General features: G+C 62.1%; 19 protein-coding genes and 1 tRNA gene. 4 read left to right on the top strand and 16 right to left on the bottom strand.

The features are described 5' to 3' along the window. The first annotated feature begins 248 nt into the window (after positions 1-248). Positions 249-1,238, top strand: a complete 990-nt coding sequence (locus ACLEJR_RS23485) for a GGDEF domain-containing protein (RefSeq protein WP_440798990.1) — start codon at positions 249-251, stop codon at positions 1,236-1,238. Between the two features lie 137 nt (positions 1,239-1,375). Here ACLEJR_RS23485 and ACLEJR_RS23480 read toward each other — a convergent pair whose 3' ends face one another. The 3 genes from ACLEJR_RS23480 to gabD form a co-directional block, all read right to left on the bottom strand. Further along, complete coding sequence (locus ACLEJR_RS23480; protein ID WP_440816846.1) at positions 1,376-2,593, bottom strand: HDOD domain-containing protein; 1,218 nt, start codon at positions 2,591-2,593, stop codon at positions 1,376-1,378. 132 nt (positions 2,594-2,725) lie between these two features. After that, positions 2,726-4,003 carry a 4-aminobutyrate--2-oxoglutarate transaminase gene (gene gabT, locus ACLEJR_RS23475; RefSeq protein ID WP_440798986.1) on the bottom strand — a complete coding sequence of 426 codons (1,278 nt, stop codon included), beginning with the start codon at positions 4,001-4,003 and terminating at the stop codon, positions 2,726-2,728. 174 nt (positions 4,004-4,177) lie between these two features. Continuing rightward, positions 4,178-5,620 (bottom strand): NADP-dependent succinate-semialdehyde dehydrogenase, encoded by a 1,443-nt coding sequence (gene gabD, locus ACLEJR_RS23470; protein ID WP_440798984.1) that lies wholly within the window; start codon positions 5,618-5,620, stop codon positions 4,178-4,180. Between the two features lie 349 nt (positions 5,621-5,969). On the opposite strand from gabD, the gene ACLEJR_RS23465 reads away from it, so the two are divergent. Then, positions 5,970-6,046, top strand: a tRNA-Arg gene (locus tag ACLEJR_RS23465). 61 nt (positions 6,047-6,107) lie between these two features. Here the strand turns inward: ACLEJR_RS23465 and ACLEJR_RS23460 are convergent. The 4 genes from ACLEJR_RS23460 to ACLEJR_RS23445 all read right to left on the bottom strand — a co-directional run bounded on the left by ACLEJR_RS23460 (position 6,108) and on the right by ACLEJR_RS23445 (position 10,354). Further along, entirely contained in the window at positions 6,108-6,743 is a 636-nt protein-coding gene (locus ACLEJR_RS23460) for a hypothetical protein (RefSeq protein WP_440816843.1), read from the bottom strand. After that, a complete protein-coding gene (locus ACLEJR_RS23455) occupies positions 6,740-7,312 on the bottom strand; it encodes an RNA polymerase sigma factor (protein ID WP_440816841.1) in 573 nt (190 codons plus the stop codon). Before ACLEJR_RS23455 ends, ACLEJR_RS23460 begins: the two co-directional genes overlap by 4 nt. A gap of 168 nt (positions 7,313-7,480) precedes the next feature. Beyond that, positions 7,481-9,151, bottom strand: a complete 1,671-nt coding sequence (locus tag ACLEJR_RS23450) for a vWA domain-containing protein (protein WP_440816838.1) — start codon at positions 9,149-9,151, stop codon at positions 7,481-7,483. A 201-nt stretch (positions 9,152-9,352) separates the two neighbouring features. Then, positions 9,353-10,354, bottom strand: a complete 1,002-nt coding sequence (locus ACLEJR_RS23445; protein WP_440816837.1) for a zinc-dependent alcohol dehydrogenase family protein — start codon at positions 10,352-10,354, stop codon at positions 9,353-9,355. 107 nt (positions 10,355-10,461) lie between these two features. On the opposite strand from ACLEJR_RS23445, the gene ACLEJR_RS23440 reads away from it, so the two are divergent. Continuing rightward, on the top strand, positions 10,462-11,352 hold the full coding sequence (locus ACLEJR_RS23440) for a LysR family transcriptional regulator (protein ID WP_440816834.1): 891 nt from the start codon (positions 10,462-10,464) through the stop codon (positions 11,350-11,352). Between the two features lie 25 nt (positions 11,353-11,377). Here the strand turns inward: ACLEJR_RS23440 and ACLEJR_RS23435 are convergent, their stop codons facing one another. The 3 genes from ACLEJR_RS23435 to ACLEJR_RS23425 all read right to left on the bottom strand — a co-directional run bounded on the left by ACLEJR_RS23435 (position 11,378) and on the right by ACLEJR_RS23425 (position 13,624). Then, the gene (locus tag ACLEJR_RS23435; protein ID WP_440816831.1) at positions 11,378-12,691 is read right to left on the bottom strand and encodes an MFS transporter; all 1,314 of its coding nucleotides are present in this window, start codon (positions 12,689-12,691) and stop codon (positions 11,378-11,380) included. 36 nt (positions 12,692-12,727) lie between these two features. Further along, a complete protein-coding gene (locus tag ACLEJR_RS23430; protein WP_440816829.1) occupies positions 12,728-12,901 on the bottom strand; it encodes a hypothetical protein in 174 nt (57 codons plus the stop codon). 162 nt (positions 12,902-13,063) lie between these two features. Next, positions 13,064-13,624 carry a YbhB/YbcL family Raf kinase inhibitor-like protein gene (locus ACLEJR_RS23425; RefSeq protein WP_440816828.1) on the bottom strand — a complete coding sequence of 187 codons (561 nt, stop codon included), beginning with the start codon at positions 13,622-13,624 and terminating at the stop codon, positions 13,064-13,066. 138 nt (positions 13,625-13,762) lie between these two features. Here ACLEJR_RS23425 and ACLEJR_RS23420 point away from each other — a divergent pair, with 138 nt between their 5' ends. Next, positions 13,763-15,298: an FAD-dependent oxidoreductase gene (locus tag ACLEJR_RS23420; RefSeq protein WP_440816826.1), complete on the top strand. Its 1,536-nt coding sequence runs from the start codon at positions 13,763-13,765 to the stop codon at positions 15,296-15,298. Between the two features lie 144 nt (positions 15,299-15,442). On the opposite strand, the gene pgaD is transcribed toward ACLEJR_RS23420, so the two are convergent. The 6 genes from pgaD to ACLEJR_RS23390 all read right to left on the bottom strand — a co-directional run bounded on the left by pgaD (position 15,443) and on the right by ACLEJR_RS23390 (position 24,329). Further along, positions 15,443-15,946, bottom strand: a complete 504-nt coding sequence (pgaD, locus tag ACLEJR_RS23415) for a poly-beta-1,6-N-acetyl-D-glucosamine biosynthesis protein PgaD (RefSeq protein WP_440816824.1) — start codon at positions 15,944-15,946, stop codon at positions 15,443-15,445. Further along, the gene (gene pgaC / locus ACLEJR_RS23410) at positions 15,943-17,298 is read right to left on the bottom strand and encodes a poly-beta-1,6-N-acetyl-D-glucosamine synthase (protein ID WP_440798962.1); all 1,356 of its coding nucleotides are present in this window, start codon (positions 17,296-17,298) and stop codon (positions 15,943-15,945) included. The genes pgaD and pgaC overlap by 4 nt, the downstream gene beginning before the upstream one ends. A gap of 1 nt (position 17,299) precedes the next feature. Continuing rightward, positions 17,300-19,297, bottom strand: coding sequence for a poly-beta-1,6-N-acetyl-D-glucosamine N-deacetylase PgaB (gene pgaB, locus ACLEJR_RS23405; RefSeq protein ID WP_440816822.1), 1,998 nt, complete (start codon positions 19,295-19,297; stop codon positions 17,300-17,302). A gap of 12 nt (positions 19,298-19,309) precedes the next feature. After that, positions 19,310-21,790, bottom strand: coding sequence for a poly-beta-1,6 N-acetyl-D-glucosamine export porin PgaA (gene pgaA / locus ACLEJR_RS23400; protein ID WP_440816820.1), 2,481 nt, complete (start codon positions 21,788-21,790; stop codon positions 19,310-19,312). A gap of 241 nt (positions 21,791-22,031) precedes the next feature. Continuing rightward, complete coding sequence (locus ACLEJR_RS23395) at positions 22,032-23,537, bottom strand: YdgA family protein (protein WP_440816818.1); 1,506 nt, start codon at positions 23,535-23,537, stop codon at positions 22,032-22,034. Positions 23,538-23,693: 156 nt separating this feature from the next. Next, on the bottom strand, positions 23,694-24,329 hold the full coding sequence (locus ACLEJR_RS23390) for an NADH:ubiquinone oxidoreductase subunit N (protein WP_440798954.1): 636 nt from the start codon (positions 24,327-24,329) through the stop codon (positions 23,694-23,696). Positions 24,330-24,512: the final 183 nt, after the last annotated feature.

Raw genomic sequence — 24,512 nt, 5'->3', positions numbered from 1 at the left:
TCCCGCTCGGTTGCGCAGCAACCGCAAAATCCTGGAGCCGCTTCGCGGCCCAGCGGGAGCAAGCTCCCTCGCCACTGGGTTCATCGACCGGGCCTCCCCCTGAGGAACTATCCGACCGCGCCCTTCGTCGCCTGAAAAGGAACTTCGCCCGCGATCCTTTATCTCAAAGAGCACTTCGCCATCCAGGCGGTTTTTGGAGAAAGCGCGTGCGAACCCACAACAGCGCACGCTCTTTGAGATTTGTGCCGATGGTCGACAAGAACCTACAGGATTCATCCCAACCTCACTGGCCTGAAGCGGCCCAGACGCTCATGGCGCTGATGCACGCCCAAGGCGAAGTGGCGCGCCTGAGCGAACGCGAGCAGTTGTTCAGTTCCTTACTGGTCAGCGTCAATGCGGTGCTGTGGGCATTCAACTGGGAAACCCGGCAGGTGCTGTATGTCAGCCCCGCCTATGAGCGAATCTTCGGCCGCCCGGCCGGTCTGGTCCTGGCCGACTTCAACGAGTGGCGCGACGCAATCTATCCTGACGACCTGGAATACGCCGAACGCAGCCTGGCCGAAGTGTTGGTCAAAGGCGCGGTCGAGGACCGGGAATACCGCATCATCGCCGCCGACGGGCAGATCCGCTGGCTGAGCGACAAATGCTTCATCAACCGCAAGGACGAGCCAGGGCAACCGGTGATCGTGGTCGGCATTGCCGAGGACATCACTGAAAAGAAGCGCCTGGAAAGCGAACTGCAGCGGCTGGCGACCACGGACGTGCTCACCCAGAGCAGCAACCGCCGGCACTTTTTCGAATGCGCCCATCGTGAATTCGAACAGGCACGTTTACAGGGCACGCCCATGGCGTTCCTATTGCTGGACATCGATGATTTCAAGGTAATCAACGACACCTACGGTCATCAGGAAGGCGATAACGTGTTGCAGAAAATCGCCGAAAGCGGCCGTTCGGTACTCAGGCGTGGTGATCTGTTCGGGCGGATTGGTGGCGAGGAATTCGCGGCGGTTTTCCCCGGCTGCGCCCCGGACATGGCCCTACAGGTGGCCGAACGGTTGCAGCGGGAAATCCAGCGCCTGGCGTTCCGCTGCGGCGAGCAGGGCTACGGCATTACAGTCAGCCAAGGCCTGACCGGCATCACCGCCGACGACCAGAACCTCGACAGCCTGTTCGCCCGCGCCGATGCCGCGATGTATGAAGCCAAGCGCCAAGGTAAGAATCGTATTATTGCGGCTTGAAGATCAGCACTGAAGACACACCGCCCCCCTGTGGGAGCGGGCTTGCTCGCGAAAGCGGTCTTACATTCAACAGCTGAGTAGACTGGCGCACCGCCTTCGCGAGCAAGCCCGCTCCCACAGGGGGCTGGGTGGTCGCTTCACTTCCTGCGCAAGCGCGTCAATTCCGGCAACCCGATCTTCAACAAGCGCGCCGTGCGCCCACGCGCCAGTTCCTCCAGACCTTCATAAGCGGGCAGGTGTGCCATTTGCGCGGCCATGTTCATCACCAGCGCTTCACGGGAATAAACCCCACCACCCAGGCTATAGACCGCCGCAATCAGCTCGCGCAACTCCAGCGGCAACCGCCAGCGCGTGCGCAATGCCGAGCCGAAACCAGCGCCGTACCGCTCAAGCGAATTGCCCACCTCCTCTGGTTCATCCAGTTCACCGCCGGCCTGCTTCCACTCTTCCAGGCAGCGTAGCAACGCCAGGTCGCCCAGGCGATGCAGGAGCCCGGCGCAGTAGCAACGCTCCTGCTCCAGATCCAGCAAACGCGCCATGGTCCGGGCGTATTCAGCCGTGTGCAGCGACAACTCCCAGTAACGTTCGGCATAGTCCGCCAGGCACGGGACGCTCAGCCGGGCGCAGCGCTTGAGTGTCAGGCCGAGAATCAGGTTCATGCTCTGCCCCGCGCCGAGATGATGAAGGGCCTGAGCCACGGTCTGCACGCGCCCGCCACCCTGATGCTGAGCGGCGCTGTTGGCCGCCGCGATCAGCACGGCAGTGACCTGCGGGTCGGTACGCAATTCTTCTTCCAGCAGTTTCAGGTCCAGGCCACCGGGGTTGAGAGCCCGTTTGACCGCCACTTGTACATCGGTCATCAACGGTGCGCCCTCGGACACACCACGCCGACGCTCGAGAAACGCCGACAGGCTCAGCCCCGGCGCTGGAACCGGCGCATCGTTGATGGCTTCCTCAACGCTACCCAGCAATAAACCTTGCAGACGCTGGATGAGGTTTTCACGGTCCAGCGGCTTGGTCAGATAGGCCGTCGGCGCCAACGGCAAGACCTCACGCACGCTGGCACTGTCGTTGCGTCGACTCACCAGGATGAACGGCAAAGCCGGGGTCCGAGACTGCTGGCGCAGGCCTCGCAGGATGCTCAAGCCATTGACTCCCGGCAGCTCCCAATCGGCAATCACCAGGTCGTAGGAATTTTGTGCAAGCAGATCCAGAGCCTGTCGGCCCTCGCCACAGCTATCCACCCGGGCGTCACAGCGCAGGCTCGACACCACCTGTTCAAGCAACTCTCGGGATGCCGGGTCGGACTCGGCGATCAACACACGGGGTACAGCGGGTAAATCCACAGCGGTCATACAGCATCACTCCCTTGCCATACTTGCACCTTAGACAATGCGGGCCGATCCAGACAGTTCAAAACCGACGAGAAAACAGGCGAACAACAAAAAACCCGCCGAAGCGGGTTTTCTGTGAATCAGCTCGCAGTATCAGAGTTCGGAGAAGCACTCTTCGATGATCGCCAGGCCTTTGTCCAGTTGCTCGTCCGGAGAGGTCAGCGGCACCAGCACCCGCAAGACGTTGCCGTAGGTGCCGCAGGACAACAGGATCAAGCCCTTGTCACGCGCCTTGGCCACGACCTGAGCGACCGCAGCGGCGTTCGGCTTATGGGAATCGCCATTCTCGAACAACTCCACGGCGATCATCGCCCCCAGGGCACGGACTTCACCGATCACCGGGTATTTCTTCTGGATGGCCTTGAGGCCCGTGACCAGCCGCTCGCCGACGGCCTTGCAACGATCCAGCAGGTGTTCTTCTTCGAACACTTCCATTACCGCCAGCGCAGCAGCGCAAGCGATCGGGCTGCCGGCGTAGGTGCCGCCCAGGCCACCCGGCGCGATAGCGTCCATGTACTCGGCCTTGCCGCACACACCAGCCAGCGGGAAGCCGCCGGCAATGGACTTGGCGAACGTGGTCAGGTCGGGGGCGACACCCATCTGCTCCATGGCGAAGAAGGTGCCGGTACGGCCGGCGCCGGTCTGTACTTCGTCAGCGATCAGCAGAATCCCGTGCTGGTCGCACAGGGCACGCAGGCGTTTCATGAACTCCTTCGGCGCTACGTAGAAACCACCCTCGCCCTGCACCGGCTCGATGATGATCGCGGCGATGTCACGCGGCTCGGCGTCGTTCTTGAAGATGCGCTCGATGCTGGCGATCGAATCATCGATGCTCACGCCATGCAGTTCGTTCGGGTACAGCGCACGGAAGATGCCACCCGGCATCAAGCCCATGCCCGCCGAGTACGGCACGACCTTGCCGGTCAGGCCCAGGGTCATCATGGTGCGGCCGTGGTAGGCACCGGTGAAGGCAATCACACCAGCACGGCCAGTGGCGGCGCGAGCGATCTTCACGGCGTTTTCCACCGCTTCGGAACCGGTGGTGACCAGCAGGGTTTTCTTGGCGAAATCGCCCGGCACCTTGGCGTTGATTTTTTCGCACAGTTCCACGTAGGGCTCATAGGCCAGGACCTGGAAGCAGGTGTGAGTCAGCTTGTTCAACTGTTCGGTCACGGCCGCGATGATTTTCGGATGCACGTGGCCGGTGTTCAGCACGGCGATGCCGCCCGCGAAGTCGATGAATTCACGACCTTCGACGTCGGTTACCGTGGCGTTCTTCGCCGACTCGGCGAAGATCGGGTGAATCTGGCCAACACCGCGTGGAACAGCGGCGGTACGGCGGGCCATCAGATCAGCGTTAGTCTTGCTCATTACAGTCCTCATTCGCCGCTCATCGGTCGGCGTGGGTCAAGGATTACACGGCGGGAAGTCAACGGCGGCAGCATGCGATGATCGACTGCCACGGCGTTCCCGGCCGCAAAGAAATTACGTTTTGAAACGGCGCAAAGGGACAGCGCTCTCGTGCCCTTCGCGCTTGCAGCAGGATCAGATACCCAGGCAGAGGTATTTGATTTCCAGGTAATCCTCGATGCCGTACTTGGAGCCCTCACGGCCCAGGCCCGAAGCCTTGATGCCGCCGAACGGCGCGACCTCGTTGGAAATCAACCCGGTGTTGACGCCGACCATGCCGTATTCCAGGGCTTCGGCCACGCGGAACACACGGCCCAGATCGCGGGCATAGAAGTACGAGGCCAGGCCGAACTCGGTGTCGTTGGACATCGCGATCACTTCGGCTTCGTCTTTGAAGCGGAACAGCGGCGCCAGCGGGCCGAAGGTTTCTTCCTTCGCCACAGCGGCGTCTTTCGGCACGTTGGTCAGGATGGTCGGCTCGAAGAAGTTGCCTTCCATCGGCTTGCCACCGGTCAGCACGGTCGCCCCTTTGCCGACCGCATCGGCGATGTGCTCCTGGACCTTGGCCACGGCTTTCTCATCGATCAGCGGACCGGTGGTGGTGCCCTCTTCCAGACCGTTGCCGATCTTGAGCTTGGCCACCGCCGCCTTGAGTTTCTCGGCGAAGGCGTCATACACCGAATCCTGGATGTACAGGCGGTTGGCACAGACGCAGGTCTGGCCGTTATTACGGTACTTGGAGATGATCGCACCCTCGACGGCCTTATCCAGGTCCGCGTCGTCGAACACGATGAACGGCGCGTTGCCGCCCAGTTCCAGGGAGACTTTCTTGATGTCCTTGGCGCATTCGGCCATCAACTGGCGACCGATCTCGGTGGAGCCGGTGAACGACAACTTGCGCACGATCGGGTTGCTGGTCAGCTCGCCGCCGATATCGCCGGCGCTGCCGGTGACCACGCTCAGCACGCCTTGAGGAATACCGGCACGGTGCGCCAGTTCCACCAGGGCCAGGGCCGAGAAGGGGGTTTGCGACGCCGGCTTGATGACCATGGTGCAACCGGCGGCCAGGGCCGGGCCGGCCTTGCGAGTAATCATCGCCGCCGGGAAGTTCCATGGGGTAATGGCTGCGGTCACGCCGATCGGCTGCTTGATCACGATCAGGCGCTTGTCGGGCTGGTGGCCGGGGATCACGTCGCCGTAGATGCGCTTGGCTTCTTCGGCGAACCACTCGATGAACGATGCGGCGTAGGCGATCTCGCCCTTGGCTTCGGCCAGCGGCTTGCCCTGTTCCAGGGTCATCAGGCGACCCAGGTCGTCCTGGTTCTCGATCAGCAATTCGTACCAGCGGCGCAGCTTGTTGGCGCGCTCCTTGGCGGTCAACGCACGCCAGGCCGGCAGCGCCTTGTCAGCGGCTTCGATTGCACGACGGGTTTCGGCAGCGCCCATTTTCGGCACGGTGCCCAGCACTTCGCCCGTTGCCGGGTTGGTGACCTTGATCGTCTGACCGTTGTCCGCATCGACCCAAGCGCCATCGATAAAGGCTTGCTGGCGGAACAACTGGGTGTCTTTAAGCTGCATGTCGGCTTTCCTTAACAGCACCGCGCGCACGCGGAGCGAATTAGAGTTGTAGAAAGGCGCCTTATGGGCTGCCGTCAGGGAAATCATTCACCGGGCTGAAGCACAGAAATAACGCACATAAGCATAGACGTGCGGTTCAGCACCCAGACAAGAGCGTTTGAAATCTCAAACGAATCCTAGGGCCGATGGGGGTGAAGGACAATAGGCTGTTCGAAAAAAAGAACGAAAAACCCGTATTTGCCCGTTTTTCCTGATCAGCGTAGCCCATGCCCGCCCAAGGTCAGGAAAACACCGGCGAATCAGCAGCATGGACGCCCGCTATGCTTATGAGTATCATGGCGCCCGCGTTGCACCAGTAGCTCAGCTGGATAGAGTACTGCCCTCCGAAGGCAGGGGTCGTGGGTTCGAATCCCGCCTGGTGCGCCATATACAGTCGAAAAGCCCCGAGTCGTAAGACCTGGGGCTTTTTTGTGGGCGATGTTTTTTCTCAACGCTTGCGCAACGCCTCCAACCGCGCTGGCAAATCCTCCTTGGGAAAACGCTTGTGCAGCGCCAGCAGCTTTTCATCTGCCGCCCGGGCCTCCCCCGCTTGGCGCAGGCGCAGGACATCCGATAATTCTTCCTCCAACGACGGCTGCGCGACGGGTGTGCGTTTGCTCATTTTCGCAGCAGGCTTATCCGCCTGGATTTGGCCGGCGAGGTTATCCGGAGCAAAGGCCATCTCAGCCTGGGGCGCCATACGGGCCATCGGCGCGGGCGCCGGCGTGGCGGGTGCTGGCGCGGCGACAATGACCGGCGCCTGGCGGTCGGCGGAATAATCCAGCGAGGCCGGCGCGGCCAGCTCGTCGCGGGGCGACTCATCGTGGGGCAGTGGTGAGCGCAGCACCAGGCCGATCATCAGTGCCACACCCGCCACCGTGGCGAATGCCACTTGCCAACGCGGCCGTTGGCAGGCCTGAAGCCAGCGTTGCCACAGACTTGGTTCGGGCGCCGGGGCTTCGCGCTGTGCGGTAGCCAGGATGAAGGCGTCCAGCGACGCGGGCGGTTCGCCATGGGCATGTTGACGGAAATGTTCGATCACCGCGTCGTCCGCCGGATCCGAATTGTGTTGGGAGTCGATCATGCGGGTACCTCCTCGGCCAGCAGGCGGTGCAATTTCTGCTGGGCGTAACGCAAGCGGCTTTTCACTGTTTCCAGTGGGACGCCAGTCAGGGCAGCGATCTGCGGCAGCTCAAGATCGCCGTGCAGGCGCAGCAGGAAAACCTCCCGCTGGTCCTCGGGCAACGCCTGCAACGCAGCGTCCAGGCGCGCCTGGTCGCGACTCAGGCTCAACTGCTGCTCGGGGCTGCCACGGTCATCGGGCTGGACGTGAAGCTGCTCGTCGTAGCTGTCATGCAACGGGTTGTGGACACGGTGTTTGCGCCAGTGATCGATCAAACGATTGCGGGCAATCTGGAACAGCCACGTACGAAAACTCGCCCGTCCTTGTGGCTGGCTGGCGCTGCGGATCAGGCTGAGCCAGGTGTCCTGGAAGATTTCCTCAGCCAGCTCAGCCTTGTTGCTCAGCGACAGCAGGAAGCGGTAAAGCCCTTGCCGATGACGGGCGTACAGGGCTTCAAAGGCAGCACCGTCGCCGTGGCGATAACGGGCCAGCAATGATTCGTCGCAGGGGGGATCCATCGGCGCGGGCATTTGGGGGACGAACTCCTTTCGTGTGAACACGGTCTTGCAAACAACAAGGGCCCACTGTGGGAGCGAGCCTGCTCGCGATGGCGATGGATCAGCCAACAGTGTCGTCGACTGATCCGACGCTATCGCGAGCAGGCTCGCTCCCACAGTTAATCCCCGTTGTGCTTGGGATCAGTGCTTGGCCACAGGCTTGAGGCTCTGGGCCAGCTCGACCATCTGCACAAACTCGGCGCGCAGCCCGAACGGGTCTTCGCCGCGGGCGGAGCGGGCCAATTGGGCAGTGTCCTTCAGGGTCATCTCGCCAGTGTAGCGCCCATCGCCCTTGAGCTGCTGGGCGAACGCGGCGACGGCAGCCGAGAAGCGCAGGTCGTCGCTGGCCTTGCCTTCGCTCTGCGCGCTGCTGATCGGATGCTCGATCAGCCGGCTGCTGCCGCCCTCGGCAGGCTTGTAGCGCACCCGCAACATCGCCAGCTCCCCGGCCTTGCCGTCCTGCTTGGGCGTGCTGGTGTAGCGCAACGGCTCCAGCCAACCTTTTTCGCCCTTGGGAACAACTTCGTACAACGCCGTCACCGTATGCCCGGCGCCGATTTCGCCCGCGTCGACCTTGTCGTTGTTGAAATCCTCACGCTTCAGCGCACGATTTTCGTACCCCAGCAGGCGATACTCACTGACTTCGGTGGGATTGAACTCCACTTGCAACTTCACATCCCGCGCCACCACCGCCAGGGTCGAGCTGAGTTGGTCGACCAGCACCTTGCGCGCTTCGAGCAGATTATCGATGTAGGCATAGTTGCCGTCGCCTGCGTCGGCCAGTTGTTCCATCAGGTGTTCATTGTAGTTGTCCACACCGAAGCCTAACGTCGTCAGCGACACGCCGCTTTTACGTTGGTCCGCTGCCATTTGCTTGAGGCTGTCGAAGTCACTGATGCCGACGTTGAAATCGCCGTCGGTGGCCAGCAGGATGCGGTTGATGCCCTTGTCGATATAGCTTTCCCGGGCCATCTGGTACGCCAGCTCGATGCCCGAGGCACCGGCCGTAGCCCCCCCAGCGGTCAGTTGATCGATGGCGTTGCGGATCTTCTCCTTGTCACGACCCGAGGTGGGCTTGAGCACTACCCGTGATTCGCCGGCATAAACCACCAGGGACACCCGGTCCTGGTCGCGCAATTGGTCCACCAACAACTTCAGCGTGCTTTGGACCAGCGGCAAGCCTTCACGGCGATTCATGGACCCGGACACGTCCACCAAGAAAACCAGGTTGGCCGGCGCCAGGTCCGCCACCGCACGGTCGGACGCCTTGATACCGATGCGCAGCAGGCGGGTGTGCGGGTTCCATGGCGACGGAGCCAGTTCGGTGGTCACGCCGAACGGCGATCCGTCGGTGGGCAACGCGTAGTTGTAAGGAAAGTAATTGACCATTTCCTCCAGTCGTACAGCGCCTTCGGGCGGCAGGCTACCCTGGTTGAGGAAACGTCGCACATTGGCGTAGCTGCCGGTGTCGACATCGACGCTGAAGGTGGAGACCGGCGTTTCGGCCACGCTGTGGATGGGGTTGTCCGGTAGTTTTTCGTATTGCTCCCGCGGCTCGGAGCGATAGTCCCCAATGATCGAGTCGTTCATCATCTTCGAGGAGGCCATCGGTGCCGGCGCACTCATGCGCTGTACCGCAGGCTGGGCCATATAAGCTACCTCGCCCTTAAGCTCAGAGCTGGGCGCCGCAGCTACCGGCTCGCCCGGCTTGGCGGTTTCCCCGTACGGCTGGCTACAACCGGCCAGCGCCACCAGCAGGGTCGCGGCGAAGCCCTGGGCAGCGGGGCGTAGGAATGGAAGCGGGCGGGACATGGGCTGAACCTCGTGAGTGGATGATCCGTTCACAAGCTTGGACGAGAGACTTTCATGGTTCGGGTTAACGACCGGAACTTTTTTTCATGGACTTGAAAAACCGAGCCTGGCCACTCAAGGAGGCCAGGCGGTTCAGGCAGGTAGACTAGCGGGACGGAATGGTCCGCAGATCATCGGCAATGGCCAGGCAATCATCGCAACTCACGACCCAACGATTTCCACCACCGTTTTTCCTTCGCCACGCCCCTTGGCTACCAGGTCGAACGCCTCGTTGACGTCTGCCAGACCAAACCGGTGCCGGTCGACCTTGATCCGTAATTGCCCGGCTTCGACCAGAGTCGCCGCCTCCCGCAAGATCTGGCCGTGGTGCTCGCGGCCCTTGCCGGTCAACAGTGGCATCAAGGTAAACACCCCGGAATAACTCGCGCCCCGGAACGACAATGGCGCCAGGCTGTGCTGGCCCCAGCCAAGGCAACTCAAGACGTGACCGGTATAGGTCTTCACCGCATTGAATGAAGCATCCAGGGTCGAACCGCCTACGGTGTCATAGACAATGTCGAAACCCTCGCCAGCGGTGTGCAGGCGCACGTAGCTCTCGACATCCTGGGCCCGGTAATCGATGGCGATCGCCCCCAGTTCACGGATGAAGTCCAGGCTGGTGGCCGAACCCGTGGCATACACATCGGCACCACGAGCCTTGGCGATCTGCACGGCCATCTGGCCGACACCGCCGGCGCCGCCGTGGATCAGCACTTGCTGGTCAGCTCGTACGTTGGCGCGATCCACCAAACCTTCCCAGGCCGTAATGAACACCAGCGGCAACGCCGCTGCTTCGCGCATGCTCAAGGAGCGGGGCTTGAGCGCGATCAAACGCGCATCGACGGCGATGTATTCGGCCAGGGCGCCTTGAGCCCCGCCGATCCCGCCGGCCATGCCAAATACCTCATCGCCTGGGGCGAAGTCGTCTACCCCTTTGCCCAACTCGACCACCGTCCCGGCCAGATCGATACCCAGCACTGCCGGTAGCGGCTGGCGGGCATGGGCGCCGCCTCCGGTCGCGATCTTGGTATCAAGCGGATTGATGCCAGCGGCATGCACCTTGATCAGGACCTGCCCTTGACCGGGAACAGGTCTTGAGAGATGGCGGATAACCAGCGGAGCCTGGGCGGTCTCGGCAACGGCGGCGAACATAGTGTGGGTCATGACGGCAAATCTCCAATGAGTGGGTAGGTTCATATTGCGAGTCATGGCGCATTCCGATAAGTAAGCAACAATGGATAGGATTTATTCCAAACGAAGGCCAAATCCCTATGGATCTGTTCGAGGCAATGCAGATATTCGTGCGGGTGGTCGAGCGTGGCTCGTTCTCGGCTGTCGCCAGGGAGATGAACCTGGGCCAACCGGCGGTGAGCAAGCAGATCCGCGCATTGGAGCGACAACTTGGCGGAGCATTGCTTGTCCGTAGCACCCGGCAACTCGCGTTGACCGACCAAGGCCAGCGCTTCTACGTCGAAAGCAAGGAAATCCTCGCCAGCCTGGACAGCGCCCGGCTCAATTTTGCCAGCGGCCAGGAAGCGATTGCCGGGCCCCTGCGCGTTGCGGCGCCCGTGAGTTTCGGGCGATTGTGCATCGCACCGTTGATCGGTGATTTCCTGGCGCGCCACCCGAAGGTCCTGATCGACCTGAGGCTGGGCGATCACAATGAGGATCTACTCAAGGAAAACATCGACGTCGCCATTCGTATCGGCGCGGTGAAAAACGAAGGGCTGGTGGCTGTTTCCCTCGGCGACAGCCCTCGCCAGGTATATGCCTCCCCGGTTTACCTGCAACAACACGGCACGCCGCTTGAGCCGGCCGATCTGGCCGGGCATAACTGCCTGGGCTTCACGTTGTTGGAGCATTACGACGTCTGGCGATTTGAGCGCGAGGGCGCTCAGCATCGGGTGAACATCAAGGGTAATGTCACCAGCAACAGCAGCGAGGCCATCCGGGAGATGGTGCTCAGCGGGCTGGGGATTTCACTCTCGCCGCAGTGGTTGTTCGCCGCCGATCTGCGCCAGGGAGCCGTATCCGCCCTGCTGCTCGATTACCAGCCGGCGGCCCTGCCCATCAGCGCGGTGTTCAACCACGACCGAAGGCGCTCGGCCCGAACCCGTGCGTTTGTCGACTTCCTGCGCGAACGCCTGGCCCATCAGACCTGACCGGGTACGGGGCTATACAGCCAGGTCAAGACTCGCAGGCCAATGAAGGCTGCGCTGCTTTTGTGTGGCGGACTGGAAAATACAGCGCCGCCCCTACCCCGACTGCCCCCATCACCACGCAATACCCCACGCATACCCACGGACTCCAAGGCACCAGCGCAATCAACACCAGCGGCGTCATGCTCGCCCACAGTGCATAGGCAATGTTGTAGGTGAACGAGATGCCGGACACGCGGATCTTTGGCGGGAACAGGTTGACCATCACCGACGGCACCGCGCCGACCACGCCGCAGCCCAGGCCGGCCACGGCGTAGGCCAGGCCCAGCCAGGCGCCGCCGCTGATCAGGCTGGCATAGAGCAGCGCAATGCCCACCGGCAGCAGCAGGCTGTAGAGCAGGACGGTGCGCCATGCGCCGATGCGGTCGACGACCAGGCCGGCCAGGACGCAGCCGATGTTCAGGAAGACGATGCCCAGGCTGCTCAGGGCGAAGGTGTGGCCGGGGCTCATGCCGAAGCTTTTTTGCATCACGGTTGGAGTGATGACCACGAACACCACCACCGCGGAGGTCAGCACGCAGGTCAGGATGACGGCCGGCAGCAAGGCGTGTCGGTAGTCGCGCAGAACCGTGCGCAACGGCAGCTCAGCGGCACCTTCGCGATTGGCTTGCAGGGCCACGAAGATAGGCGTTTCGCTCAACCAGCGACGCAGCCAGACGCCAATCACGCCAAATACCCCGCCCAGCAGGAACGGCAGGCGCCAGGCGTAATCGAGGATTTCCTCAGGCGTGTAGATGCGCGCCAGCGCGGTTGCGGTCAGCGCGCCCAGCAAGTAGCCGAAGGTCAGGCCAGCCTGGAGAAAGCCCAGGGCGTAGCCCCGGTGATGCAACGGTGCATGTTCAGCCACGAATACCCAGGCGCTGGGCACCTCGCCGCCTACCGCCGCGCCCTGGAGGATGCGCAACGCCAAGAGCAGCAGTGGGGCGAAATAGCCGATCTGGGCATAGGTCGGCATTACACCGATGAGCAGGCAGGGCAAGGCCATCATCAGGATGCTCAGGCTGAACACCCGTTTGCGCCCCAGGCGATCGGCGAAGTGCGCCATGAGGATGCCGCCCAATGGCCGGGCCAGGTAACCGGTGGCGAAAATCCCGAAGCTTTGCAGCAAGCGCAGCCAATCGGGCATTTCCGGGGGGAAGAACAACTGACTGAGGGTCAGGGCAAAGAAGACGAAGATGATGAAATCGTAGATCTCCAGCGCGCCGCCCAGGGCCGCGAGGCCCAAGGTCTTGTAATCGGAGCGGCTGAATCGGTCGCCTGGCAGATGGGTTTGGGCAGTCATAGGCACATATGCAGATGAGTTTTAAAAGCCCACGACTCAGGCGTCGCGGTCGTTATCCACAGGCTCGGCCGGTGGTTGGCCTGGCGCGGCATCGTCGGCCGCGTCGGCAGGCAGGTAGTCCTTACGGCTTCGGGCAATGGCCCGGCGGATTTCGTCGCCCTTGGTGGGGCAGTTCAAGAGGCGGGCGATGCCGTCGAATTTCTGCGTCATCGTCATCCTCCGGCATGAGTGAACAGGGGCTCGATAGTGCTCGCTTTGACGCGTGATGCCAATGGTGTGGTTGGGGTTGCCGGGCAACCTGGCGGGAGCAAGCTCCTCGCCACGGGGATTTGTGGGGGCAGGAGTCCGCGCCAGCCCTTGCCCACCGGCTTCTCAACGGTGGTAGCGGCGAACAACGCTGCTGTTGCGCAATACGTGGCCTTTGATCTTTTCCATCAGCTGGGCGCGGGTCAGGCCGGCCGGCAAGGCTTCCGGCGGCAAGTCCAGGGCGAAAAGCTGGATCAGGTAGTGATGGGCGCTGTCACCAATAGGCGGACATGGCCCGATGTAGCCGTGGGTGTCCTTGCTATTGATGCCGCTCATGCCTTCCAGGGAGGACTTGGTGCCCGCCCCCGCCGGAATCTGCCGCGTGCTGGCCTTGATCCCATAATGCACCCAGTGATCGACACCCTGACCGCGCTGGCCGTCCGGGTCGAGCATGACGATGGCATAACTGAGCGTACCGGGCGGGCCGGCGTTCCAGCTCAGCGCCGGGGAAATATTCTTGCCGCCACAATTGTTGGCGTCACTGGCAGCCGCCGCGGTGAACAGGCGGTCGTCCGACACGCCAGGAATGTTGAGGGTGAAACGGTCCTCGGCCCGGGCGGCCCCTTGTGCACAGAGCACCAGGGCAACGGCTGCCAGCCAGGGGGCGAGAGAGTTCAATCGGGTCATACCGGGCACCTTATGTGGATCAGGCCATGGACGGCCTGCGAACTATAGCCGCAGCGCCCACCCGGTTGCAGTGACAATTACGCTGAACCTCGTTCCGAACCATCGACTCCAACGGGAAACGCCTGACGGAGATCGACCATGCCTATGCATAACGTCGCCCGCTTCGCTGATGTGCGCGAGGACCGCGGCCTTGAAGTGAGCATCAACGACACCTCCATCGTACTGCTGCGTGCAGGCGGTCAAGTGCGGGCCTTCCAGGGCAAGTGCCCACATGCCGGCGCGCCATTGGCCAAGGGCGCGGTGTGTCACGGACGGCTGATCTGCCCTTGGCACAAGGCCGGCTTCCGCGCCGAAGACGGCGCCCTGTGCGAGCCCCCGGCCCTCGACAGTCTGCAGCGCTATCACGTCGAGGTGCGCGGCGAGGATGTCTGGGTCGATGACCAACCACTCCCGGCGCAGAAAATCCCCCCGGCCGACGATCCGCGCACGTTTGTCATCATCGGGGCGGGCGCGGCCGGCACCGCGTGTGCTGCGGCGTTGCGGGATAAAGGCTTCGGCGGGCGGATCCAGCTGATCGACCGCGAAACCGAGGCCGGGTACGACCGCACGGTGCTGAGCAAATATGTGTTGGCCGGCGACATGGCGGTCGACGAGACGCCGCCGCTGCGCGATGAAAGTTATTTCACCCGACAACGCATCGAAAGGGTCCGTGGCGAAGTCACGCGGCTGGACCCCAACGCCCGGCGAATCCGACTCGCCGACGGCCAGGACCTGAGCTACAACGCACTGCTCATCGCCACCGGCGCAGTGCCCAGGATGCCGGACCTGCCTGGCATCGATTTGCCGCAGGTCTTCGTGCTGCGCTCGATCGCCCACACCCGGCGGATCCTTGCCAAGGCCCGACCGGGGCAGCGGGCAGTCCTCATCGGCGACAGCTTCATCGCCATGGAAGCAGCCTCGGCCTTGCGCAAACGCGATCTGAGCGTGACCGTCCTGGCCCGCCATCCGGTACCGTTCGCCGCCCAGTTCGGTGAGAACGTCGGTCAGGCCATTCTGGCTCGGCATCGGGCCAACGGTGTGGTTTATCACACCGACGGTGAAGCGGCGCGGATCGAGGGCACCGGCAAGGTCGAAGCGGTGGTGCTGGATAACGGCCAACGCTTTGCTGCGGACCTTGTCATCGTCGGCATTGGCGTGCGCCCGGCCACCGAGCCGTTTGCGGACTTGCCACGGGAGCAGGACGAATCGCTGGCGACCGACGCCGGCATGCGCGTGACCGATGGTGTATGGGCCGTCGGTGATATCGCGACCTTCCCGCTCAACGGCCAGCCTCGGCGAATCGAGCACTGGCGCCTGGCCCAGCAGCAAGCGCGCATCGCCGCCGCGAACATGCTCGGGGGTGATGAGCAGTACCTGGACGTGCCGTTTTTTTGGACCTATCACTTCGGCAAACGCTATGACTATCTCGGTCACGCCGAGCACTGGGACGAGGTGGAGTTCAAGGGCACGCCCGAGCATCCACCCTTTATCGCCCTGTTGGGCAAAGAAGGCCTGGTCGCGGCCGCCGTGGCCTGCGATGAAGGCCGAGCCATGGCGGCACTGGCCCAGCGCATGAAACAGCCGTTACCGATGGATCAGGCGTGGCGCTTGGTTCGGGATTTCTCATCTTTCTGACAAGACAGCCCCACACAGGGCAAGGCCAACCTGGATCGGATGTGGGAGCGAGCCTGCTCGCGATTGGCCGGCACAGCTTGAATCGATGTTGCCTGACACACCGCTATCGCGAGCAGGCTCGCTCCCACAGTTGGACGAGTTTTTTTACACGGTGTTATCGACCGGCAGGTGAATGACTCGTGGACGCTCCAACGGCGCCAGCGGCGGGGGCTGCATTTCAGGACTGAGCACATGGAAATGCGGCACCACCTGGCTGATGTCACCCTCCTGATTGTTGTGGATAATCTTCGAGCCGGGTTGGCGCAAGGTGTCCAGGCGCCCGTCGGTCAATTTGAAGCTTTCGCTCAAGCCTTGGTCGTCCACTACCGGCGCGGGCAGTCGGCGCTGGGCGAAGCTGCGGCTCTTGCGTTGCTGATAACGCGCCCAGGCAATCAGTACCACTGCGTTGACCAGTGCCACCCAGCCGTAGATCTGCAAGGTGCCGAGGGTCTCGAACGCCGAGCCACCGAGCCGCGGACCGGCATGGCTATCGAACAACGGCCACAAGCCGTTGATCAGCAGGTACAACAGGCCGATCCACGCGAACACGGTGAACAGCACATCGATGACCACCAGAAAAGGTCGTTGGCGGGTCCTGATAATTTTCATCCGATCACTTCCTCTTCCTGATCATCGATCGGCTTGATGCCGCGATCCGGGCTGATCCAACGCGCCCGTTTCTGATGCTGCCCGAACAGCACTTTGGGAAAGCTCACCAGGGTGGTGAACAGACTGATCAGCCAGAACACCAGCGGATACCAGACCACCCAGAACATGATGTGCCATAGGCCTTTTTCGTAGCGACGGTCGATCAGGATGCTCACCGCGAACTGCATCAGGCACACCGCTGCCAACAACAATCCGGTGAAGGCCGGTGGCATCAGATGGTCGACCGCGATGGCCGCCGGCATCTCGACGAACTTGCCCGTGCCCCAGAAAATCACCGACAACAGGAAGGTGAACGCCCAACCGGTGGACAGGCAGTACTCGAACAACAGCGGCCACAGGTAGCGATGGCGGTATTGCCAGATGCCACGGATGTTCTTGAACAACACTTCGGCGCCGCCCTGGGCCCAACGCAGCCGCTGCCGCCACAGGCCGCGCAGGGTTTCGGGCATCAGGATCCAGCACAACGCCCGGGGTTCGTAGAAGATGCTCCAGTGGTCCAATTGCAGCTTCCAGCTGATGTCGATGTCTTCGGTGATCATATCCGGGCTCCAGTAGCCGACCCGATGCAGGGCGGTGCGGCGGAACGCGACGATCACGCCGGAGACGGTGAAGATCCGTCCGAACACCCGCTGGGTGCGCTTGATTAGGCCGATGATCGAAGAAAACTCGCCGACCTGGACCCGCCCCACCAGCGTCGAACGGGTGCGGATGCGCGGGTTGCCGGTCACCGCGCCGAGGCGGGCGTTGTCGAGCATGGGGGCGACCAGATAGGCGCAGGTATTGGGTGCCAGCAGCGCGTCACCGTCGATGCACACCAGGTATTCGCTGCGTGCGGCGATGGCCCCCATGCGCAGGGCCACCGCCTTGCCCTGATTTTCCGCGAGGTGCAGTACGCGCAGGCGTGGGTCATGGGCCGCCAACTGGTCGAGCACCTGGGCGGTGTTGTCCTTGGAGCCATCATTGATCGCAATGACTTCGATATTCGGGTAATGCTGGCCCAGCGCTGCGTGGATGGTGTCGGCGACGTTGTCGCCCTCGTTGAAACACGGGACCAGGATACTGATCAGCGGCTCGCCGGCCAGGGACGGCGGCAGCGTGTCGTCCTTCCACGGCCAGTGGCGTTCCCAGTGCAGCCAGAAATACAGGCCACCGGCGATCCACAACCCGGACATGAACAGCGGGTAAAAGAACACGAAGTCCATCAGGAATTGCCCAGTGACCAGGAAGATCAGACCCAGGGGCACCCCAAGGACGATCGCCAGCACCAGCAGGGCGAGCAGTCTGTCGAGCATGTCAAGGATTCCACTTGTTGGAGAGCGCCGGCCGCACGGTCTTGACGGCAGGCTGGTCGTCGATGAAGTTGTCCGGGTAGTAGCCGAAACTGGTCACGCCCTTACGCTTGAGGCGCCCCATCCAATCGGCCAGTCGTTCGCCGTCGATGTCGCGGGCCGGTTGGCTGTCCCAATCCCGCGCCTGCAATTCGAACACCGTGCGCTTGAGCGCACCGGGACGAGCCTTGACGGTGTCCACCAGGCGCTCAAGCCAAGGGCCGGATTGCTCCAGAGGCTGTTTTTCCATCAACGGCATGGCCATCGGTGCCGTCCAGTCGTAGGCACCGAGGAAGTCGTCGAGATTCTGGGCGAACCAGGCTTCGCTTTCGGGATTGAGCATCGGCTCGGCGAAAATATTGCGCGCCGTCAGCACTTGCGGGCCGCGAATCGCCCTGACCTTGGCGGTCAGCTCATGGGTGAAGTCGATCAGGTAGCGACTCTTGAAACGGGTCCAGCGCTGCATCGTCGCCGGGTCGTCGCGCAGGGCCGCAATGGACGTGGGCAGACCGTGGGCGGCATAGACTTTCAGGGCGGCGGGACTGGCGTCCTCGAAGTCGGAAAACACCGCGTCGTCATGATAGAGAACGCCGTCCACCGAGCTCATCCGCGCCAGGTCTTCGTAGATTTCGCCGATGACCTTGCGCACGTTCGGATCGAACGGCGACAGGCGCACGTATTGGTCGGGGGCGACACCGATCTTGCCGGTCCGAGGGTCCCAACGCTGTACCCGTGAAAGCTTGGCGTCGAGGGCGAAACTGAGCACCGGCATCCAGGCATAGACCTTGGCGTTGGCCCGGGTGCGCAATTGCCACGCCACCCGGTCGAACAGATCGGCCCGAACGGGCAGGTGACGGTTGGGGAAGTACAGCGAATGCACCAGGCCGTCGCCTTGCGGATCAGCGAAGGCCTGCAGGAACACGGTGTTGGCGCCCAGGTCGGAAATGCGCTGGATCAGCTTGCCGACGTTGGCTTCCTGCTGCGCCGGATCCGGATCATAGACGTAATCCAGATCGACGTGGACGACGCGCATCGGGTCCATCGTCTGCACGGAGACGATGCTCTCGGCGAAGTGCGCGCCATCCGGATCGGAAGCCACCAGAAAGCGTGGGCCACTCATCAGGTTATCGAGGCTGTCGAGGCCGTCCTCCAGGGTGAGGGCCATCTGGTAGCCTTCGCTGCCGATGACCTGCAACGCCGTGCCGTCGGCTTCGCCGTAAGGCCAGACCCAGACCCGCGGACTGTAGCCGGCGACCTTGCGGATTTTCTCGGAAATCGCCACGACGTCCTGGCGCAGGCGCGCTTGGAAATCCGCCTCGGTTTCGTAGCGGCCGGTGGCCGGATCGTAGCGCCGGGTGGTCGCTGCAGGCTGCTGGTTGCCCTGGGGGTTGGCGAGTATGCCTTTGTGGTTGGCGTCGGTGTGGGCGGCGATTTCCACCAGGCCCGAGTGGGCAACCTCGCGAACCTGCTCCCAGGTCAGGAACTCGGAGCGTTTGCGCGGCACACCGGCGAAATCCACGGTCTGGTTCTGCGGCGTATCGACCCAACTGCCGACCGGGGCCAGGATCGCCGGCCAGTTATAGGCGCGCAAGATCGGCATCACCCGGGTGTAAAAGCTTGAATAGCCGTCGTCGAAACTCAACAGCACCGCGCGCGGCGGCAAATCCGGGCCACCGTTGCGGGCAGCGATGATCTGGTCCACGGTGACCGGCTGGTAATGGTTTTCCCGCAGCCACGCCAATTGCTCGATCAGCCGTTCGGTGCGCACGGCCACCAGTGCCTGGTCCGGGTCAAGATCTTCGACATCGTGGTAGGCAATGCCGAGTACATGGTTCTTCGGCCACGGTGCCTCGTTGGCCGCTATAGGACGCTCCGAGGGCGGCGTGAACGCCGGGGCTTGCTGGGCGCACGCGCTGATCAGCAAGACCCCCAGCAGCAGAATGAATCGCGAAATGACGGGCATCTTCAAACTCTTCTAGAAGCGGTAGGTGAGGTCGACAAGCAAGCGCAGATCGCTTTCGCGATCGCCGTCGTAAGGGCGGTTGAGCCAACTCAGCGCGGCGCCGGCCTCGAGGACGTCGTTCCAGATGACGCGTTGCCCGTAGCTGAACAGCCCCATGGCGCCAGTGCCGTGGTCGCGCTGGCTGTAGCTGCCGGCACCGATCTGGAATTGCTGGCTCCAGGTGGTTTCGTAGCGGCGATGCAGTACGTGGTTCGCGCTAACCGTGGGCATGACGCTGAAGTCCGACTTGGGATTGAAGTAGGGCACCTCGTCGGACCCGCTGTTGCGACTGGCGCCCACTTCCAGACCCAGTTCCACTTGCAGGCGCGGCGCGCTGTAAAGGCCTTCACGGCCCGTCAGCAGGGTCTCGAGGCGGTTGTTGCCGTCGCTGAAATGGGACGGGCTGACGGCCAGCCGCCACTCGCGACTTTCGTTGGCGCGCCAGCGCACGAAACCGCTACCGCCATTGGCCCGGATGCCGCTGTTGAGTGCCCGCAACGGGGTGTTGGCCGAGAGGTAATCCAGGCTGCCGCCGTACTGCCAGTGGTCGTTGATGTCCCGGGCCACGGCCACGCGGGCGCCTTGCTTGTCGCCGGAACCGTAAGCGTGATTGGAGACCTCGGCCTCCAGCGTCATGTCCCGCGTACGGCGCTCCACCCCGAGGCGCTGCCAGCGGTGATGGCCAGTGCCCTCTTCAAAGTCACCGGTGGCGTAGCCTGCGCCGCCGAACAGCCGCCAATCCTCATCGACGGGCGGGCTGTAGAGCAACGTTTCGATACCGAAATCCCGGCTGCCAGTGACCGCGCCGGCGTCGCCGTTGCCGCCGCCATAGCTTTTCCCGGTGTAGGCTTCGATGCGCAGTTCGGCCATATCGTGTACGTCGCGCTGGCGTTGCAGGCGTTTGACATGGGCATTTTCCGGGTAACGGGCAACCACGTCATCGGTCAGGGCATCCAGTTGCCGCCATTCCTGCAAGTCCATCGCGGCACGGGCCTGGGCAATTTCCAGGTCGCGATTGCGCGGGATCGTGGCCTCGACTTCCTTGAGCAGGCTTTCCGAGCGGCGCGGCCAGTCCCGGGCCTGGTAGAGATCGGCCTGGGCCAGGCGCATGCCGGTGTTGCCGGGGCCTTGAGCGACGAGCGCTTGCAGGCGAGTCTCGGCAGAAGGCAGATCGGCGCCATAGGTACCGGCTTGTGCGGCGAGCTGCTGGGCATCCATCCATTCATCGTTGGGGTTGCCGATCGGCAGGCCCTTGAGTTCGATACGCGGGCGCTGGGACTTGGCCATGTCTTCGGCCAGCGCTCGTGCCTCTTCGGACTTTTCGCTTTCCAGCAGTGCGTAGTAGAGCGCGGTGTTGTCTTCGAAGCGATCAGCCGGGTCGGCATCCGGCGCCGTCAACACCCGACGGTACAGATCGACAGCGATTTCCGGCTCCCGCTGCTCCAGGTAGGAAGACGCCACCCAGCGCAGGGCATAGGTCGGGATGCTCACGCCTTCGGCGATCAGTTTCTGGTATTCGGCAATCACCTCAGCCCGACGCGCGCGGGCGTTGAGGGCGCCCATGCGATCGATACGCCAGCGCAGCACGTCGCCGTGGGCCTCCTCCACGGGCGTCCAGGTAGCGAGCAATTTGTCGTAATCGGCCAGGGCACGGTCGGCAATGACGAAGCGCTCCTGTTCGCTACGGCTGGCCATGTCCGACAGACGGACTCGTTCGGCGGCAACGTCGCCTTCCAATCGTCGTTGTACGCCACGATCGATCAGCCCAGGCTGTAGACGCGCCAGGCGCAACGCCGGCTCGGGCAACCTGGCCCGTTGCAGAGCGATGACATATTCGCGTGCCACCTCAGGCTGATTGCCGGCGCGGTAAAACGCCTGGTCATATTCGAACAGCGCTTCGTGAGGGCTGTTGGCGCGGGTCAGGGCGTAGCCCAGCGCCATACGCCGCATCGGATCTGCCGGCTTGGCGGCTACCAGGGCTCGGGCGCGGCTGACGGCTTCGTCGGGCTTGCCGGCATCGGCCTGGGTCAAGGCGAGGCCCAGTTGCAGGTCTGGATTTCGCGGATCGATCAGCAATGCCTGGCGATACAGTTCGGCTGCCGAATCCCAGCGCTTGAGGTTGCGATAGGCGCGGGCCGTTGCCGCCAATGCCTGCACCGGCAGGTCGCGATGGCGTCCTTGGGTTTCATAAACTTGGACCACCTCGGCATCGAGGCCGGCCCAGCTGGCGATCTGCAAATGGTCGCTGATCTGCGCAGCGCTCGCCTGAGCGCTCGGCACTTTGCGCAGTGCGCTCAAGGCCGGCGTGTAATGGCCAGCGCGGGCATCAAGCACCATCTGGTCATAAGCAGTGTCCGCCATCGCCAGCGCCGGCCAGCACAATTGGCTGCACAGCGCGGCGCGAAACAGCGGGCGCAGACCACGTTGAATAAAGGGACCCACAGTACGCGGCATTCGTCAGTATCCTTACATGGCCAGCCGGGTCGCAGTGCCCCCTTGCCCATCAAACAGGAAGCCGGATCATGGAGTCCGGCCAAGCTCTAATGGGCTTAGTCTTGCACTCTCGGACAGGTCATCTTTCGGAACGCAATAATTCTTCAGAATCTCTTCAGATTTGGTGGGGGGAAAAACGACGGGCATAAAAAAACCCGGCCAGTGCATCGCACGGACCGGGTTTGGGTGTTGCCTGGACGAGTTACTGGATGGCGACGCCCCCACCCAGCTTGTTCATCACAAACTGCGAGAATTGCTCGACGGTCATTTTCTGGCCATTGAAGTCGACCTGATTGTTGGCGTAATGCAATTTGGTGACAACATCATTGCCTTCCAGGGTCGCCAGCTGAGTACCGACGGCCATGGCGCTGAACATATCGCTGGTGGCAGTGGCCTGGTCGGCGATCAGCTTGGCGTCGGTCTGGCCTTCCATCTGTGCTTGCACGGTCATCAGGTCCACCAGCATCGGCTTGGAAACCTTGAGGTTGAAATCCAGCAGGGCGAGCAGCTGACGGGCCAGCTCATCCGGCGGCAGGTCCATGGACTGCGGCTTGGCCAGGTCAACGACCAGGTTGGCGCGGCTTTCGCCGTTGGCAGTATTGAACGACAGATTTTCCAGGGCGATCTGAGGAGCGCCAGCCAGGAGTTTTTCCAGATCAGCCTTGACCTGTGCTTCTTCGGCTTCGGTCAGGTTCAACTCTGGAGCGGGTTCGCCGGCGGCAGCGGCCTCGGCTGCGGCTTTTTCGTAAGGTTGCAGTTTGGTCTGGTAAATTTGCATCAACGACATCGTGGCAGGGATATCGAGATTTTTCAGGCTTACCGCCATCTGCGCAGAACCGATCACTTTGTCGTTGAACGCCAATTCACCGATCTTGTAGTCGGCACGTCCCGAAGCGCTAGTACCGTTCTCGGAGCTGTTGTTCTTCATCTCGAAGTTCTTCAGGCTCAATACCGACTTGGGCTCACCAAACGTGACCTTGGTATTGCTCAGCAGCACGGTGTTATCACCCATGTAGTAACCATAGGTGCTCTTGCTCAGGTTGCTGGCCAGGGTCAGGCCATTGACTTCAACCTGCACTGGAGTCTGTTCTTCCGAAACGGTGGTGATCTTGAAGCTGTCCATATAGCCGTCGGCCTTGACCTTCTGCCCTTGGGCGCTGGCGGCCAGGTCGACTTTCAAGCCGGAGAACGTCAGTTGGGATTGCTCATCCAGCTTGGTGTCCAGCGGCAGCAGCTCGTAGGTACCATTGATGGATTCGTCATAACCCAGGTTGGTGATACCTTTGAGCGGGGATTTGCCATCGGTGGCGGCAAACCATTTATCGGTCAGCGGGTTGCGCTCAAGCTCGGTGTGACTGGTTGCCATGACTGGCAGCCACTTGAGCGTTACCAAGCGCGAGAACGGCAGCGGGCCGTGCTCGATGCGGTCAACGAGCAGCAGCTCAACCGGCTCGCCACCGAACATCTCGCCTTCACCTTTGAGGCGGTAGTGAGCAGTACTGCTGAACGTGCCACGCTCCAGGGAAATCAGCTCCAGGCTGGATGTGCTGTTGGAGCCGGCCAAGGCTACTTGCATCTGTTTGTTGCTATCGGCAATAGCGTCTTTCAACACTCCTTCGAGTTTGGTGCCGGTGTACCACGCGCCACCCGCGCTGATTGCACCGACTGCCACTACGATTCCCAGGAGTACGCTTGCTGATTTATTCATGAGTGACCCGATTGATATCCATGGTTGAAGAAAGCCGTCGTCTTCCCTGACCCGCAAGGGGTGTGGCTCGACGCCGTGAAGTGGGGCGAGATTACCATCAGGCACACCCGCACGCCCAATGTTTAAAGGGGGGAAAACGTTTTCTTGAGAGGTGGTCTACGAATATTCGACTTCTATCTCATCGAGCTGGTGGTCGAAAGTCTTGAGTCGAGCGGTCCAGGTGTACACCAGCACCTCGAAATCACGATTGATCACCGCCGAACCCGGTGAATCCGCACGTGAATCGCAAAAGTCCAGTTGGTAACGCTCTCGGGCCATGGCATTAGCCACATCGCACAGCTCACGAGCGTTGTTCAGCCAGTGCCAACCATCCTGGGTTACTTGCTTGTCCAAGGCTGCACATTGGGTTTTCAGGGCCTCAAGGCTTTTTTCTAACGGCGTACCGGTGAGTTCCCCCATGACTTCCTGGAACGTACGACCCGGCTGCCAATAACTGCCCCAGAAATAACGATCAAAGACTGTTTCGACCCTCCGCAAAGCCACCTTGGTATCCCAGATCAGCACCAGGGTCTTGCCTTGTTCGAGGTGTTTTTTCTTGATGCGTTGGCCTTGAAGTGTCGCGCAAGCCACGACCGCGATGGATATCACACCGATCAAGGCGGCTGCGCTGTCCAGAAACAGCAACGCCCTGTCGATCTGATGAGTGAGCATCACGCCGTAGAAATAGGTGGCCGAAAGCAAGATCAGCGCTGCAATGGCGCACCAGAAGCCGGGAGCATAAGGGTTTTTCATTATTGGAATCCCCATGACCAGTGACGTCGCAGGCTCCTCTGTTCACCAGTGCCCCGACTACCAAAGCATAGCAATGGCGTCACGGTTTGCCGCAGAGTTCCATCAATCAGAGGAGCGATCCGATTACCGGCCCAAAACGACAGAACCCCTGTCTGCTGAGGCAGACAGGGGTTCTGGGAATTC

This window comes from Pseudomonas sp. SMN5, from assembly GCF_052041925.1.
In the GTDB taxonomy this organism is placed as follows: domain Bacteria; phylum Pseudomonadota; class Gammaproteobacteria; order Pseudomonadales; family Pseudomonadaceae; genus Aquipseudomonas.
Note: the sequence above shows the minus strand (reverse complement) of the source record. Positions and strands in the feature narration are given on the sequence as shown.